Origin of the sequence: Bradyrhizobium sp. CCGE-LA001 (genome assembly GCF_000296215.2) — a bacterium.
GTDB lineage: Bacteria > Pseudomonadota > Alphaproteobacteria > Rhizobiales > Xanthobacteraceae > Bradyrhizobium.
Genome location: NZ_CP013949.1, coordinates 6,618,323 through 6,633,882 on the forward strand (window position 1 = coordinate 6,618,323; position 15,560 = coordinate 6,633,882).

Below are 15,560 nucleotides of genomic sequence, written 5' to 3' on the forward strand. Positions count from 1 at the left end.
GTACACGCTGGTCATCCTCGGACGTGGCTATCAATTGCGATAGAATATGCCATTGGGACGCTTTAGGTTTTCAAGATCCGCCACAGCGTCCTCTGGTGGGTTGTAGGCGCGCTTCATGCGGTTGTACTCGGCGCGGGTCGGACCTCCAGTGGATGCGCGCTGGAATACCAAGTGAATCGCGCGGCGAGACCGATCGCTCTTGTTTGGCAAGGAGTAATGGGGCGCATAATCGTCGAAAATCAAAACGTCGCCAGCTTTCAATCGCACCGGCTCCCATGTGAAGGTCTCGGCGATCTCTGGGGCAAGCACGCCGCCAGCATCCATCGGCAACATTCCTTCCTTGTGGCGAGCTGGCGTGAAAAACAGCCCACCGTTACCCGGGTCGGAGTCGTCCACGGCAATTGATGCAATTGCGTGGACCATGCGTTCGGGTATCTTGTGTGGGACATGATAGATGTCCTGATGAGGGCGGTATCCGCCGCTGTCCGGATACTTGAAGATCAGGAGTTCCTTCAACATCCGTGTCTTCTCATTCAAGAGTGTCTCGACCGCCGTACGAATGCGGCCATCTGCTAGAAGCGCCTCCCGTAGAGGGGCATGGTAGTCTAAGAAGTTCTCGGCCTTGGAGATAATCTTCCGGCTGTCACTCGTCTTCTCGAACCACAACATCCACTTGTCGGAGCTTACATCCCAACGTGCAACTTCCTCAACGTAACGAGAAATCTTGTTGCGGGTGGCTGGATTGAAGAACTTTGCCAATCGAAGGTATCCATCGTGATGCCATTTCGATTGTTGCGCCTCAGTCAGCATGTGTGAGCTCCTTCCTAAGATGAGACGGATCGGTTGTTCTTTGTTCGAGGCGGGTTGCTAGCACTGCATTTAAAGCGGTCGCGCCCAATAAGCTCAGCAACATCACGTCAGGGCCGAATCCAAGGACCAGCTGCCCTCCGACCATGGGAAAGCCGAAGAGACCGAGGAAGTATGCGAGGGTAAAGATCTGCGAGGTCGTAGGCACGGAGACGCCGTGCTCGCCGGCGAGATTGACCGCTATCGTGTTCAAGGTTGAATAACTTAACCCGTAGCCGGCGGCAAAAAGGACGGTAGCTACAATATAGAGCGAGGTGCTGCCACCGTTGAGAAGGAACAGCACTAGGGAGGCAGCGGTCATTAGGATGAGAGCGAACGCCAGTCGGCGTAACGGCAGGCTGCCTATGAGGTGAGCGACTGAGAAGCGCAGCACCACGCTCGTTGAAGTAAAAACGAGAAAGAACAGATCGGAATTCAAGTGATGAGATGCGGAATACGCGCTCTGATATGTGGACAGCCCCGCGAATATGCAGGCTGAAATCGCAATCATGGCGACGGGGAGTGCCGTGCATTTCTGAAGCAGTGTCGTGGTAGCGGCTAGTGTAATTGCGATATCGGGCATAGCCTGGGCAGATAGCCTCGACATCGCGCGTCTGGTAAGGTCTACGCAGACGGCGGCGAGCAGGCACGCAATCGCAAGCACCGTGTAGATCGTGGCCAACGAACCAGTGTATCTTGCGAGCAAGTGACCAAGTGGGGCAGCTAGGCCAAGCCCAGCCATTTGTGACCCCGATAAAAACGTCAAATACTGAATACGTGCTGACGGCCGCAGATGGCGGATGAGCTGCAGCGGCGCCAGAATGAAGAACACGGACCAAGCAGCGCCCACCAGGAGTCCTCCACCATACGCTGCTCGCGTATCGATGGTAGCGCCGGCAAAGGCCAGCATGGCTAACGCCATAAACAGCGATGCGACGGTCAACGTGGGTAATAGGCCTATCCGCCTTGACAGCCACCCTGCCAAGTAACAGCAAACGAGAGTCGTAGCCATGCCACTGGAAATGATATGACCCGCGGCACGACTGTCCGTTTCAAGCGCATCCATGTAGTCCGGCAATAGAAAACTAGTGCCGTAAGCTGCTGCTACGACAGTGGAGGCAATCAAAAATGGGACAAAGGCGCGGTAGTCGAGCGTGCTCGAAAGCAGCTCCGCGGTGATGACCGTTCCATCCGCAGTGCGGCCTCGCAGCGGCGAGGCAGAGCCACCGTTCATGTGCCACCCAATACGTGTCGGGTTGATTGCATCGCAACTACACCGGCGTCTCGTTTAGAGGTATCCAAAGGTGCGCACCCCAGAATCATCTGCCTGTCGGATGTATTCAAATAGAACGGTCGGCCGAGGAGGCTGTTGATAATTTGGCTGTTGCGGTACGCGACCAAAGATAGGTTGGCGCTCTGTAATCCGTGTTGCACGCGGCTCTGATTTTGTAGGTATATTGGTCCTGGCATGTGCCGACCGAAGCGGACTGCGTAGTCCGGCCCCAGCACGGGTAGCCCACCTTCCTTACACGCCCCCTCGAGGAGGGCCTCCAAGAAAGGCGGCATACGTGGCTGGAACCCTGTAGCAAGCACTATACGATCGACGACAACGCTGCTACTTCGTTGCGTTGCAATCTCATCTAGATCCACTCGCCAGCGCTTGTTGTGGGACGTGATGTCTTTCACCACTGCGCTGGACAACACACGAAAACGGTCGGCCAGCGTGCGATCCACGCTGCGATCGTACAGCATCTCATAAAGCCGGTTGCATAAATCGGCAGAAATGCCGTCGCTCGTAAGCATCTCGCCCTCGACTATGTCCCGGCGTTGCTGAAGCGGCAAAGCGTGAAAGCGGCGGCTATAGGCCGGCGTGTAAGCCTCATTCACAAAGCTGTTGTCGTCCATGGAGAACAAGTTTGAGCGCGACGTTACCCATGTAATCTGGGTGGATACAGAACGACCAAGAATGTCCTCGATAATCTCAGCCCCGCTCTGACCGCCTCCCACTACGAGCACATGCTCAGCTGCATGCGGTAGCTGCCGATCGAGATAATCGGCCGCATGGTAGACGGTTTCAGATGACAAAGATCTGGCACAGTCGGGGATTTTGGGCTCTACGCCAACGCCCACAACGATAGCACGCGTCAGAAATGTGGTTGCATTCGTGCTGATACGATAGCCATCCCTGAACGGAACAACATTTGTGACGTCCTCTGAGAACCGGAGAGTATTGAGCCGCCCTGCGACCCACCGGTAATACTCGATGAACTCCTGCCGAGACGTTGAAGCATTGCGCTTGTTGACAAAGCTGTAGAGCCGGCCATGCAGTGCCAAATAGTTGAGAAATGAGTGTGGGCTCGTAGGATCGACCAGGGTCACGCAATCCTTGAGCGGCGACACCTGTAGGCGACTGTTCGGCAGCCTAAGCCCTGGATGCCAGAAAAATGTGTCTCGCTTGTCTAGAAAAAGTGCACGGAGCGGAGTTGGTTCAATAAGCGCTGCAAGACTGAGGTTAAATGGGCCGATCCCAATTCCAATAACATCCAGCATTTCCACAGAAGTCTCTTTGAGCTCGCGCAAGTTTTTGGTCTCGGGGCTCGCGCAGATTCTGTCTGGGTCCGGATTCTGCCCTTCATGACTGAGGCACGCTTTTGTGACTTGGGTCGGGGCAGCGGCTTGGCCTGTAGCCGCAGGAGACGTGATGGATTGCGCATCCGCAATAGCCGCGTCGTGCAACCCGTCTGCTGGAATCGGCGACCATCTCATCGGTGCAAAGTCCGCTTGCAACCATCTTCCCCGTCCCCACCCGGCGGTCTCTGCTCATTAGCAACCGCCGTGCCAGCGACAAAATCTCGACTGCGCCTTGTTGGACAGAAGAACATGCCGACGCACAGCGTTTCGTGCGGAGTTGCTCCGGCAGCTCTGTCATATTTGCGACATTGAGGTGGTAATCGGACATTCAGGTACGGAATACGAAGCGCGCGTATCCATAGCTGAGGAAGCTGATTGGAAGCGCAGCTCGGCGTATTCCGCCGCGGTCTCGTTACGGTGAGCGCCTCATCGAAGTCTGGCTCATGGGCGGGCAAGGTGAACATCCATAGCGCTTTTTGCCCATTGGCAGCGCGGCGCTCTCGTTTTTCATTTTGACGAGCCAACGCTTGCGGCCGCCTGTCGGCATACCGGCATCATTCATGAACAAGGTTGCGGCCTGGTCATCGCCCCGCAGGCTAACAGCCCTGCACGGTGAGGAGTTCTGGTCGGGCCAATCGAGACCTAGCTCATCCCTCGCCCTTAGGCGCGACAACGCTGCGAGCGTCGTCTTGGCCATCGGGCCCAAGCAATCGACTTATGGCGGGCAGATATGGAATCGAATTGCGCCGCGAGCGATTTCTTCCTTAGGACTTTGCCGCGGAGATACTCTGCGGCGGCGGCTCATTCTTTCAATCTAAAGTCCAGGGTAAAACACCGTTGGCTTGTAGTCGCAGTTTCGCTATCGGCCTGCCTGTTCGACTATTCCGTACTGGCGCAAACGGCGAGCGTGGTTGATCTCAGTGACCGTCCTGTGGATCAGGCCAGCAGAAGACGAAAGGCTACTGGTCGCATTGAAAAGCTCCGGATTGACCGGACAATCAGCTCTCCTGCACCTGCGCCAGCTCCAACTAGTGGAGTGCCTTTTGAAAAGCGCGCTCGTGCGGGCAGAGCTGTTTGGACAAGAGCGCAAACGACCGTCGATCCCTTCGCAAGATACGACAATCTGCGTGAAAAAGGGCTGTGGTTCAACATACCTGGGCCTGCGGACACGATTGATCAGGGGGCGGGGTTGATCTAGATCGGCGCTTGCAGATATCGGCATCGGCTACATCGGTTGGACGCACAACAGCTTACAAACAACCTGCTGCCGATGCCGCCCGAAGCACTATCGCAAACCCGCTCTATATGGGCCAGAATTCCACCTTCGCGCCGGCAAACTTCATGATCGTCACCTACGATCTCAGCCGATTTGGCATTTCCGACGGACAGATTGTCCTAGGAGGCGAGCAGCAATACTCGAGGTGGGATCGTCCGGGTGCGGCGTGGCGCCGCCACCGTAGCGGTCGCCCTTCTCGTAGAGCGCGTTGACGCCGAACGAGGCGCAGTGCGCGGAGAGCGCCGCCTGCTCATCCCCCGTGAGGCCGGTGAGCCAATCCCAGAGGCCGGCCTTGTCCTTCGGCAGGCGCTCCTCCCAGGCCTTGTGGCGCGCATCGATCGCCTTGGCCGCCGGCGTGTCCTTCAGCCCCTGCGCCTGCACCGGGAAGCTGGCGTTGCGCACGAAGACCTCCATCGCCGTCCCGTAGGAGGAATAGCGGGAGAAGACGTCGAGGCAGAATTTGTGCAGCACCGCCTGAAAGGCAACCGACGGCGTGATCGCCAGCTTGTCGCGCAGCGTCAGTGTCCGCTCCGCCGTCAGTTCAGTCAGGAGGCGATCCGGCAGCGGCTTGGCCACGTCTTCATCCTCGTCCTCGGGCTCCGCAACCTGCCCACCGATGCTGATGATCGCGCGCTGGACGACCGGCGCCGTCGACTTCGCACCGTCCATATCATCTGCGGCGTCTTGTTCGCTATCGCTGCTCTGCCCCGGTTCTGCCACGGGCAGTTCGTCCTCGGGCCGGACATAGCCGCCATCGACGGACAGCCTGCTTTCGGTGTCCATGCCGACGAACACGCCCGCGCGGGCGATGTCGGCCGCCTGATAGATGACGGCTCGATCCTCGAAGGCGGCGAGCGCCGTCTCGCTCTGGCCGAGCCGCTGGTCAACCTCGTCGGGCAGCTCGCCCACGCTGTCATACTCGGCTTCGAGCCTCGCATATTCGGCGTTGAGCGCCTCGATGGTCGCCTGCTCTTCGGCGGTGAGATCAGCGGGCACACCGTCCAACTCGCGCAAACCACGAGGATGGCCGTAAGGGAAGTCGATCGCGACCTCGATCCACTTCCAGCCTTCGGCGGCGATTGTCTCGGCCTCCGCTCTAGGCTTTTCGGTAACAAGACGATCGAGCAAAGCGACATCCTGAAGCCAACCGCCGTCCTTGTGCTCGAATAGATCTCGTAGAATCCCACCACCTGCCCGCTCATAGGCGTCCAATCCGACGAAGCGCGCACGTCGGTCAGAGGCACGGGCGGTCGCTTCTGTCAGAATTCGGCGGATCTGGTAGGGTTCGTCATAGCCGGAGCGACTCATGCTTTCCCAGACCTGTTATTGCCTGGCGTGGTCGGCAGTCACGGAAGAGGCCATGAGCTGCTCGAGGGTCATGCCGTCTTTGGCATAGACGTCGTGCAGCGCGGGTGAAATGGAGGCAAGGCGCAGGCACTGCTTCACCACGTTGACCGAGGTGAAGAATGCAGCGGCAATGTCCTCCTCGGTCCGGCCCTTCTCGCGCAGCGCCTGGAACGCGCGGCACTGGTCGAGCGCATCCAGCAGAGCGCGCTGGATGTTCTCGGCGAGCGAGTCGCCCTCGGCGAGAACGTCGGTCGCGAGATCGCGCACGACGCAAAGCACTGGCGCGCTCTTGGCCAGGCGCTTCTGCTTCACCAACAGCTCCAATGCCCGTAACGGCGCCTCCCGGCCGGGATCCGAACATGCCGGTCTCACTGCGTTCGGCGCTGAGAACCGGCCGGACGTTGAGGCTTTGGAGCAAGGTACCCTGGGCGATGTCCTCGGCCAGCTCCTCGATGGAGACGCCGGCCTTCACACGACGGACGTTCGATCGACTGAGCACGAGTTTGTTGAAGGGAATGTCGCACGGAGGGGACAGCATGATTTTCTGGACGGCCTTTGCCATATCAGTTTCTCCGGAACGAGCGGCCAAGACCCTCTCTCGACCTCTCTCGACCTCCGACCCGTTCGCGGAAAACGCCGACCCTCCTCTCCCTCTCAGCGGCAGGCCGCGTCGCGAGTTGGCGTCGAGATTTCGGTATTCGGCTTTTGTTGTTCAGGGAATATCCATCTGCGAACAGGTCACCCGCCGATTCTCCGCCAATAGCGCGCTCACCACTTGCTGCAGCACTGAAACCTCTCTGTCGCCGTAGCAGAGCACATGGATATCTTTTGGAGTCGATACAGTCGATCGAATGCGCGACATCTCCTGCCACATCGTCACCGGATCCGACTTTGGGGAATAGAAGACTGCATAGTGGGCGAAAGGAAGATCGAGACCTCGCCCTCCGGTAGTACGAGTCATGAGAAGCAGACCGTTGGTGCTTTTACGAAACCGGTCGATCGCTACTTTTCTTTCATGGTCAGTCTTCTCCCCCGTGAGTTCGAACAGCGGAAGGCGCGCGGCCGCCAGGATCGGCTTCAATCCTTCCAGGAGCGTGATGGTGCGCAGAAACAGCACGCCACGCTCTCTGGCTTTCGCGCGCGCCGTCACGATCGCCTGGAGCGCATCGGTCTTTTGGCCACGCAGGAAGTAAAAGTGGTCGTCATCACGATCATCGCGCAGGATCGGAACATCTTCCAGATATGCAATCTCGTTGCGCCGGGTCTTAATCTTGCAGTCACCGAAGTCTGCTCCCAGATCCCTCGTCAGGTCTTCGAGGATATGTTGCGGCATCATCATCAGTTTGGTGATGCTGCAGAACGCCTGACGCACCGGGCTTGTAATGAAGATGGAGCGCATCGCACCCGCTCCCGAACGAAGCTGAGCCGAACGATTCGCCGCGCCTTCGCACAATTGCGGCGCGCGCCGCTCGACGTCTTTGTAGTCCACCGGACCAATTGCCTCATCGAGTCGGAGGTGGGCTTTGCCTTTCGAGACGTCGACAGCTTCAAGCAGAACGGCGACATTGCCATCGTGCACTCGGGACATCTGGATTGGTTTGAACGGAATTACCGCGGCATAACTCTGTTCGGGAACTGTAATCGCCACAGGGTTGAGCAGCTTGCCAATCAACGCTGAACGTCGCTGGGCTTTGGTCATGACTCGACGCTTTGGCTGATGCGACGAAAATCCGAGGGTTGCCGACTTGACGAGATATCGCGCCGCGGCCGGAAGCTCCCGTACCAGCCGTTGCCAGAGCTCGGCATATCGCACAGCGGTTTCTCGATCGGTCTCGTCAACGACAACGAACTGATCGAACTCGTCCACAATCACGAGATCGAAAGACGCAATCACGTCATCGGCGATGCCGCGCGCGACGGCCCCGGCGAGGATTCCAGGCGTCGAAACAAGAAGATCACTTCGCAGAATCGTCCGTCGCAGCGCTCCGGGATCGCCGGACTGGTCATCGGTCAGCCGGTCCACCATCAGGCTCTTCGCAATCCAGAGCGCCACATCGAAGTGCTGAACGACCAGGGTGCGTGACGGCACGATCAGCAGCACGCGGCTAGTGGGGCGCAATTTCTTCCAGAGCGCTGCCACAAGGCACGCGATCAGCGTTTTGCCGGTTCCGGTTGGAAGTTCAATTCCGGCGTTCCGGCCCGCGAGGGCGATTTCAACTGCGCGGATCGCGGTCTCGACCTGATAACGCCGCAACGTATAGGCACGATCACGCGCAACGTCGTTTGCAAACAGCGCCTTGGCAATGGCCCAAAGCGTTGGGTTGGATTTCGACGCCGGCGAACGCGAACGTTTGATGGGTTTACGGCTTTTGCGCAAGCGTCGTCCGAATGCCTCTGGCGATGCGCCAACCGTCAAAACTCAACCACAGCGACACAGCGATGAAGAACCAAAGAAATACCCAGAGAGCGCGATGGACATGCGGATATAATGGGTCCGCGGATGCTGCCTCGATCATGACAAGACCGTTGACGAGGACGAAAACGACAAATGCTAGAACCAGTCCGTTGATCACATAGCTTTGGACATTGGCGAGTTTCTCGATCTCGATCTTGCACTCGACGATCGCCTTCTGTTGGTTGTCGTTGCCTTGCGCCTTGTTGAGCTTCACCTTCTGCGCGACCGCAACGAGGTCACGAAGCCATTGGCTGAGCTGAATATTAAAGAAACTGCCGACAAGGCCGGCCAGCGTCAGCATCAAGCCAACAGTGGCCAAGGGATTTGCATTCATGCGCCATCTCCGGTTGCAATTGCCTCAAGGATAGAAAGGAGCGTTTCAGCCGGCACGCCGAACCATCTGGAATTTCCGAAACCCGGCTTCGCCTTTGGAGGTTTCGGCCGTTCGCGCTCGGCCATGAAGGCCGCTAGCCGGTCGTAGACGACACGCATCTCGTCGGCAGCGCCAGGCGACAGGCTTACGTCGAACTCGGTGACGTGACCTTGGCCTTCTTTCCTGGCTTCCTCGGCACGGGCCTTGTATCGTTCGAGCTGCGTCTTCAATTCGGCTCGCGCCGCTTGGCGCCATTGAGAAGCTCGCCGGGCGCGCAGCAGGCGGGCCAGATATCCGGCGCGCGCCAGATTGATCCCGAAGCGTTCGTAGATCCGCGTTGCATCGGGCTGCTCGTCGACGAATACTCCCTCATAAAATCGCGAGAGCCAATATTCGGTCTGCTGACTCTGACTCTCGAAGCGTTTGTCGCCCACGATCTATTCGAGCAACAACGTTGCGGCCAGCGGCTCAAGATTGCTTTTGAGGCTTTTCTTGACAGTCGGAGAAGCATCGTTGGAGAGAAGCGCTTGCGCCCGGTCCAGCAGCGCTTTGCGGGCGTCGTCCTCCGGCTTTGCCATGTTCGTCCCCCGGCCCCGACACGGCGGTCAAGTTCGACGCCGAGAATCGCGCAGCTACTACCATCAATGCGCGAATCGCTAGCCTACAACCATCAACGAATCACCCGCAAGGGCTTCAGTACCTGATTCAGCAATCTGCTAATGTGACCGGTCGACGGAATTTGGGGAGGCAAGCGCGCGAGCGTCCATCTCCCGGCAATAATGTTCGGTATGGTCCATACCCCGCCAGCCGCTGGAGGCGGCACAATGTCGATGTGAGGCGGGAGACCTGATTCCTTGGACCTGACGCGAGTCGTCAGGCTTGTCGCTGCGTCCTCTGCTCTCAGCATTCCGGCCGACGATGGCGGTCATCGGCAGAGGCCTCACATCAAAATAGCTGAGCATCTGCTCGGATACCAAGCTCCGCGGGCGCTTGATATATCCGACCTCGCCGCGATCCGGCGCGATTTGGCGCATACAAGCCGCATCCCGGCGCCGAATGTAAGATAAGAGTGAAGAACGTCACTCCGAGCTTCCCAAAAATTTCGCTGCAAGAGAACAGTAGGACTGGGGAGAGCGAGCTCATGTACGGTTCGTACGAAGGAATTTTAGAAATAGAAAAAGCTGCGTAAGTCGTTGTATCATCCGAGCACATTATCTAGTTGCTACCTTTAAGCGAACTCTTTTGGGGCTCAATATGAAGAGATTTCTCGGACTTTTGCTTATCGCTCAATTCTTGTTTCTTTCCGGCGAGGTTATGGCGCAGGGGCTTCCTGCTCCCTCATACTGGAAGAACGAACGGGGCTCGGAACTGTTTATTTGGTCAGCTAATAACGGGGCAATACAAGGGACTTTCACAAATCATGCTCAAGGGTTTGCGTGCCAGGGCATTCCTTATCCTGCATCGGGAGCTGTTGGTCCAACTGGCTTGTATTTTGTTGTTACTTTTGCCCAATGCAATTCCTTTACTCGTTGGGTCGGAAAAACTAACGGCGCTCAAATGCCCACGTCATGGACGCTGTTCTACGTTGATAAGAACGGGAAGCCTAGCAAGTTGAAGGGCGCAGATATATTCACGCGCGTATGGTAGTTTGCAGCCCTCTGCCTCTCTTCTTTCGGCGACATCACAAGGTAACGATGGAGAGGCGCGTCACTTGCCCTCCCGCTTGCCCGCGCGGCGGCATAGGGGATCGGCTCCGCCTCCCGGATGCCGCCGGTCCGCCGCGCGGCCTCGACCCAGACCGAAATCGGGACCATGCCCTCGAAGAGAGTGCTCGATTCCCATATCGAATGGCAGGCGGACTGCCATCATCTCTGCCAGGCTGAACGACCCCAGTTCGGGTTCGCCGAGATCGGCCAGACCGAACGGCGTGTCGCCGTCGGAGTCGAGCTCGGTCCCAAGCCAGACGCCTACGTCGCGGGCGAAGCGCTTCATGCCTTTGACTCCGTAGGGTGGCGACCTCGCGACGCGCGGAAAATCCAATCAACGAGCGTTGGCGCCGCGCCTGCGAGCAGCTTCATGACTACGTGATCTTCATGGCCAATACCGGCCAGCGTCCCGACGAGGCCAACCGGCTTGAATATCGTGACGTAACTGTCGTCATGGACATTGCCAATGACGGAGGTCGCCCTCACACAATTCTACGGCATCGAGCTCACCGACTTCGCAACCGAAACCGCGAAGCTATCGCTGTGGATTGCCGAGTATCAAATGAACGAAATGTTCAAAGCGACGTTTGGCAAGGCACCTCCGGCTCTCCCGCTACGCGAAAGCGGTAACATCGTCCACGGCAATGCCGCATTTGTCGACTGGACGCAGGTCTGTCCTCTGACCGATGATCGGGAAACGTATATCGTTGGCAACCCTCCCTACCTGGGACGGGCTGATCAAACGAAGGAACAGAAGGCTGATATGGCGAAGATCTTCGCGCCTCTCGGAGTCAGCTACAAAAGCCTCGATTACGTCGCCTGCTGGTACGTGAAAGCTGCGCACTACTGCAAATCAAGCAGAGCGCAGTGCGCGTTGGTTACAACAAACTCTATTTGCCAGGGGGAGCAAGTGGCCCTCCTTCGGCCCATCATTTACAAGAATGAGCTTGAGATCGGATTTGCCCATCAGCCGTTCAAGTGGCGGAACAGCGCGGCGAAAAATGCGGCTGTGACGTGTGTGATCGTCGGAATTCGATCAATTTCCGAGGCTAACAAGGTTCTGTATAGCGATGCTTATCACCGTCGGGTAACAAACATCAGTCCGTATCTTGTAGAAGGCGAGGATATCTTCGTTACGAAGAGGCGCGCTCCGATTTCCTTCGAGAAGGATATGACATTCGGCAGCATGGCCAATGACGGCGGCAATCTCCTTTTGTCCGCGTCGGAGAAAGACGAAATACTGGCTCGCTATCCCGAAGCTACGAAGTTCTTCAAGCGCCTCTATGGTTCGCAGGAGTTCTCCAAGGGCACCGAGAGGTGGTGTCTATGGATCGAGGATCGCGACGTGGATGCTGCGGAGGAAATCCCTCCGATCCGCTCTCGCATAGAGGCAGTCAGGGCGGCTCGATCAGACAGTGATCGAGAGAGTACGGCTGAGCTCGCCGCGGTGCCCCATCGCTTTGCTGAAGTGAGGCATAAGGAAAGCGATGCAATCATTGTGCCCAAAAATACGTCGGAGCGGCGTTTCTACATCACAGCCGGTTTCATCGAGGCTGGAAGCGTCATCTCCGACCTGGCCTTTGCGGTCTACGATGCCGACCCGTACATCTTTTCGATCATCTCATCCCGGCTGCACTATGTGTGGGGAGCTTCGGTAGGCGGACGATTCAAGATGGACCCCCGGTATTCCAACACGCTTGTTTATAATACGTTTCCAATCCCGAAGCTCTCAGACGAACAGAAGGCGTCGCTCGAGGACCTTGCTGTGGAGGTGCTCGGCGCGCGCGAGACGCATCCCGGTAAAACGATTTCCTGGCTATATGATCCCGACAACATGCCGAGTAACCGCCACGGTCTATTGGCGGAGGTGGCAACCAGCATGAAAGAGCCCGCAAGTGTCGATGAGATTCTCGACATGGATGACGACCTGCTGAGTTCTCCGAACGACGATATCTTTACGATGAGGCACGCTCGGACCAAAGCGGCCCGACCAGATAAAGTATCGGAACGAAAGCCAGCCCGGGATTTTGACCGCTTCAAGCCATTGTTTGATGAGTGTGTGGGCGATTTGGTTTCCGGCAAGCCCAAGAGCTTGAATTTTGCCAATGAGCAAGAGATCAATGCTGGTGAGTTCTTCATTCTGAACGGTGTGATGGTCTATGTTGCGGAAGTAAACGACCCTCACTTCCGCAATGGAAAGCGAAATGCTTGTCTTCGCCTTATTCTCGAGAATGGCACTGAAGGGGAGGATCTTCTCAGATCTCTAGCCACCGAGCTTTATAAAGATCTGAGTGGCCGACGCATTTCCAGCGCCGAGGCGGGCCCACTTTTCGGCTCGCCATCTGAAGTGGAAAGGGTTTCGGCTCCGGCGAGTCGTATAACGGGCTGCATTTACGTGGTGAAGAGCCTATCTAACGCGTCTGAGATTGCTGAACTTGACGGGCGCCTCTTCAAGATTGGGTTCACGACCGGCTCATTCGAGGACCGCGTTCGGGATGCTAAAGATGACCCCACATTCCGCTTTGCACCAGTTCATCCGGTTAGAACCTACGACGCGGTGGACCTAAACACGGGAAAATTCGAGTACTTACTTCATAGGTTCTTCGCCGAGACGCGCCTCAACATTGAAATCAAGGACCGGTTTGGAAAGCCCTTCAAACCTAAAGAGTGGTTCCTATTGAAACTTCCCACGATTGAAGACGCCATCGCTATGCTTCTGGACGGCAAGATTCTCAATCAGGTGTACGATGCCAAGCTTTGCCAAATTGTCCGTAGAAGTCTCTGAAATCTTTCAACCCGGACTGCGCTGCAGGCACCTTGCGCCGCCCGATTTATTGGTTGTTGATTTCAATATCCTGGTTGATCACTGCACTCTCCACGAAATTGCCCAACATCTGAGCCGTCGAGTTGTAGATTGACGGCTCGTCATTCGGCCCACGCAGGGTAAGCACAAACGCTACTTCTTGTGCGCCGACATCGCTGTTGCTCTGCCAACCGAATTGGTACAGGTCGCGCGCGTACACCCGGGCGTAGAGGCGCAGTTGATTGCCAGAGTAGGCCAAGCCGCCTCCCTTCGTGAAATCTCGACAATGCCTCCGTAGAGGCTGCCATTTCTTGAGGTTCTCGCGCGCATCGTTCTCGGGAAGAGTCGATTCCATCATCGAGCCCAACAAGGATTTCCACTCGCCGTTCTTTGCGGGCTGCTGAAGCGACGTCTCCAGCCGTGTAGCGAAGTAGTTGGTCTCGGCAAAGGGCGACACTACCGGCTTGAGTACCGCAGTCAGGGTCGCGCGCCCAAGCAGCTTGCCGTTGTGCACCATTTCCGGCGGAATTGGGATTCCGGTCCAATAGTAAGCAACTCCTGGCAGCAGTTGAGCCGTCCATGTGAGTGCAACGGTTCCGGGAGCACAAGACCACGGCATCGTGCCGTGATAGGGTGTGCCCCATCCCAACTGAGGATGATGTTCTTCGAGCTCACTCGCGCTTACCAAGAGTGCTTTGACGAGATCGGGGGTCGGATTTCGTAGGTTTTCAAACGTGTGCGCAGCAAGTGACGACACCAGTGCGGTCGGATAGCTGCTGCCGACGTCAGTGACGCCGCCAAGCATCCGGAGCTGCGAGAACCAGGACACGTCCGGCCTGAGCATCCCGTCAGGTCCCGGTCCTCCGAGACAACGGGGGCAGGGGTCGGCAGGACCGCCGTTTGCATCCGCCTGACGACCGCCCACCACAATCGCAGCTTCGCAGTCTGCTGGCGGTTCGGGGCTGGTACCCCCAGAGGCAGCCACGTTACCGACCGAGACGACCGGCAGAACGCCGAAGTGTCGGCTCAAAACCGTCAGTTCGTGACCGAGAAGGCTTACGGTCTCGGGATCATCTCCAACTTGGTTTGCCGAGATGTTCCAAATTTTCGTCTCCGGATGTGCCCTCATCGCCGCAGCCAGGTGGTCAATAAGATCCTGTTCGTCGACTCTCGCGTTGGTGTTGCGCGCAGGAACCGCCTGCACGGTTCCGATACGGCAATTTAGATCCGGCAGCAGACGGTTTGTATTCCAGGCATGGCCTTGAACAACTAGCGAGCTGATAGCGCTGCCGTGCCTGCGGTCGGCCTCTGCATCGGTCACCAGCTTAGGCGCACGCCACGCTTCTGCTGGGGCGTAACTTGGCGCATGCAAGCCGCCGTCTACAACGCCCACGATCGGTGCATTGTCCAGGTCAACTGGAATCGCGGGATGTGTCCCTTCGCCGGGGGCCGCAACCCGAACCGTGCGGACGGGGTCAACCCTATAAGACGCCCCGGAAGCAAGCAGCGCTCCAAGCGCCTCGCGGGAGGCGATACGAACGGTGCCTCGTCCGACACCGGTGTTACGATAATTCCGCATCGCGCGCGCGATACCTGACTGACGCTGAGAGGTCAGATCGCGCGAACCCGTTGTGTCAGGGCCAGACAGAAGCCTTACACTAGGGAAGCTCGGCAAGAGGATTTGTTGCCGCGAAAGTAGATCGACACGTTCAAGCAAGACCTCTCGGGCTTGAGGTGTACGAAAAGGCGCCAGCCACACGACAAATAATCGTGCCCCGTCCTCCTCGGGGGCCGCTTGCCAAAGGTCGTCGATCGTTCGACCGCGTATCCTGTCTGCTGGTGTGAACGACGAAAGGCTTTCAACGCGGGATATGTCGGCCTGGACGGGGTAATTGACGGGATGCTCGATTGCCCTCGCGAGATGGTCGAGCCGCTCCAGATCAGCCTCGATAAGGTATCCTCCGCGGTACGGGGCAACGAGACGGCAGCCGTTGACCGGGCTAAATAGGTCATCGGGTGTGTGGGTGGGTGCCAATGAGTCCTCTGAGAACATGCGCACCACGAGGTGCGTTGTTCCGGCAAAGGACGGCAACGTACTCCGCGAGCTGTACAAGCTTCGCGCT

The 15,560-nt window shown here is 57.6% G+C and carries 11 protein-coding genes and 1 pseudogene; 2 read left to right on the forward strand and 10 right to left on the reverse strand.

Annotation, left to right across the window (positions count from 1 at the left end):
- Positions 1-30: 30 nt before the first annotated feature.
- The 8 genes and pseudogenes from BCCGELA001_RS30330 to BCCGELA001_RS38040 form a co-directional block, all read right to left on the reverse strand.
- The gene (locus tag BCCGELA001_RS30330) at positions 31-810 is read right to left on the reverse strand and encodes a phytanoyl-CoA dioxygenase family protein (RefSeq protein WP_008545256.1); all 780 of its coding nucleotides are present in this window, start codon (positions 808-810) and stop codon (positions 31-33) included.
- Positions 800-2,080 (reverse strand): MFS transporter, encoded by a 1,281-nt coding sequence (locus BCCGELA001_RS30335; RefSeq protein ID WP_060736978.1) that lies wholly within the window; start codon positions 2,078-2,080, stop codon positions 800-802. The genes BCCGELA001_RS30330 and BCCGELA001_RS30335 overlap by 11 nt, the downstream gene beginning before the upstream one ends.
- Positions 2,077-3,426, reverse strand: a complete 1,350-nt coding sequence (locus BCCGELA001_RS30340) for a lysine N(6)-hydroxylase/L-ornithine N(5)-oxygenase family protein (protein WP_236840782.1) — start codon at positions 3,424-3,426, stop codon at positions 2,077-2,079. The genes BCCGELA001_RS30335 and BCCGELA001_RS30340 overlap by 4 nt, the downstream gene beginning before the upstream one ends.
- Before the next feature lie 1,486 nt (positions 3,427-4,912).
- A pseudogene (locus BCCGELA001_RS30345) lies at positions 4,913-6,662 on the reverse strand (ParB/RepB/Spo0J family partition protein); the annotation flags it as partial.
- A 150-nt stretch (positions 6,663-6,812) separates the two neighbouring features.
- Positions 6,813-8,477, reverse strand: a complete 1,665-nt coding sequence (locus tag BCCGELA001_RS36510; RefSeq protein ID WP_008545280.1) for a DEAD/DEAH box helicase — start codon at positions 8,475-8,477, stop codon at positions 6,813-6,815.
- Positions 8,461-8,889: a hypothetical protein gene (locus BCCGELA001_RS30360; RefSeq protein ID WP_060736981.1), complete on the reverse strand. Its 429-nt coding sequence runs from the start codon at positions 8,887-8,889 to the stop codon at positions 8,461-8,463. Before BCCGELA001_RS30360 ends, BCCGELA001_RS36510 begins: the two co-directional genes overlap by 17 nt.
- The gene (locus BCCGELA001_RS30365) at positions 8,886-9,362 is read right to left on the reverse strand and encodes a hypothetical protein (protein WP_060736982.1); all 477 of its coding nucleotides are present in this window, start codon (positions 9,360-9,362) and stop codon (positions 8,886-8,888) included. The genes BCCGELA001_RS30360 and BCCGELA001_RS30365 overlap by 4 nt, the downstream gene beginning before the upstream one ends.
- 3 nt (positions 9,363-9,365) lie before the next feature.
- Positions 9,366-9,506 carry a hypothetical protein gene (locus BCCGELA001_RS38040; RefSeq protein ID WP_158511654.1) on the reverse strand — a complete coding sequence of 47 codons (141 nt, stop codon included), beginning with the start codon at positions 9,504-9,506 and terminating at the stop codon, positions 9,366-9,368.
- A gap of 676 nt (positions 9,507-10,182) precedes the next feature.
- Between BCCGELA001_RS38040 and BCCGELA001_RS30370 the strand changes: the two genes are divergently transcribed.
- On the forward strand, positions 10,183-10,575 hold the full coding sequence (locus BCCGELA001_RS30370; protein WP_008545294.1) for an avidin/streptavidin family protein: 393 nt from the start codon (positions 10,183-10,185) through the stop codon (positions 10,573-10,575).
- Positions 10,576-10,635: 60 nt separating this feature from the next.
- On the opposite strand, the gene BCCGELA001_RS39095 is transcribed toward BCCGELA001_RS30370, so the two are convergent.
- A complete protein-coding gene (locus tag BCCGELA001_RS39095) occupies positions 10,636-10,920 on the reverse strand; it encodes a DUF2958 domain-containing protein (protein ID WP_442855158.1) in 285 nt (94 codons plus the stop codon).
- A gap of 180 nt (positions 10,921-11,100) precedes the next feature.
- Between BCCGELA001_RS39095 and BCCGELA001_RS30380 the strand changes: the two genes are divergently transcribed.
- Positions 11,101-13,419, forward strand: coding sequence for a DNA methyltransferase (locus tag BCCGELA001_RS30380; RefSeq protein WP_008545298.1), 2,319 nt, complete (start codon positions 11,101-11,103; stop codon positions 13,417-13,419).
- Positions 13,420-13,465: 46 nt separating this feature from the next.
- Here BCCGELA001_RS30380 and BCCGELA001_RS30385 read toward each other — a convergent pair whose 3' ends face one another.
- The gene (locus BCCGELA001_RS30385; RefSeq protein WP_236840783.1) at positions 13,466-15,529 is read right to left on the reverse strand and encodes a S8 family peptidase; all 2,064 of its coding nucleotides are present in this window, start codon (positions 15,527-15,529) and stop codon (positions 13,466-13,468) included.
- Between the last annotated feature and the right edge of the window lie 31 nt (positions 15,530-15,560).

Excerpts from the sequence above, each read along its gene's own strand:
- BCCGELA001_RS38040 (WP_158511654.1), bottom strand. The coding sequence starts at position 9,506 with ATGGCAAAGCCGGAGGACGACGCCCGCAAAGCGCTGCTGGACCGGGCG.
- BCCGELA001_RS30330 (WP_008545256.1), bottom strand. The coding sequence starts at position 810 with ATGCTGACTGAGGCGCAACAATCGAAATGGCATCACGATGGATACCTT.
- BCCGELA001_RS30360 (WP_060736981.1), bottom strand. The coding sequence starts at position 8,889 with ATGAATGCAAATCCCTTGGCCACTGTTGGCTTGATGCTGACGCTGGCC.
- BCCGELA001_RS30335 (WP_060736978.1), bottom strand. The coding sequence starts at position 2,080 with ATGAACGGTGGCTCTGCCTCGCCGCTGCGAGGCCGCACTGCGGATGGA.
- BCCGELA001_RS30370 (WP_008545294.1), top strand. The coding sequence starts at position 10,183 with ATGAAGAGATTTCTCGGACTTTTGCTTATCGCTCAATTCTTGTTTCTT.
- BCCGELA001_RS39095 (WP_442855158.1), bottom strand. The coding sequence starts at position 10,920 with ATGAAGCGCTTCGCCCGCGACGTAGGCGTCTGGCTTGGGACCGAGCTC.
- BCCGELA001_RS30380 (WP_008545298.1), top strand. The coding sequence starts at position 11,101 with ATGACGGAGGTCGCCCTCACACAATTCTACGGCATCGAGCTCACCGAC.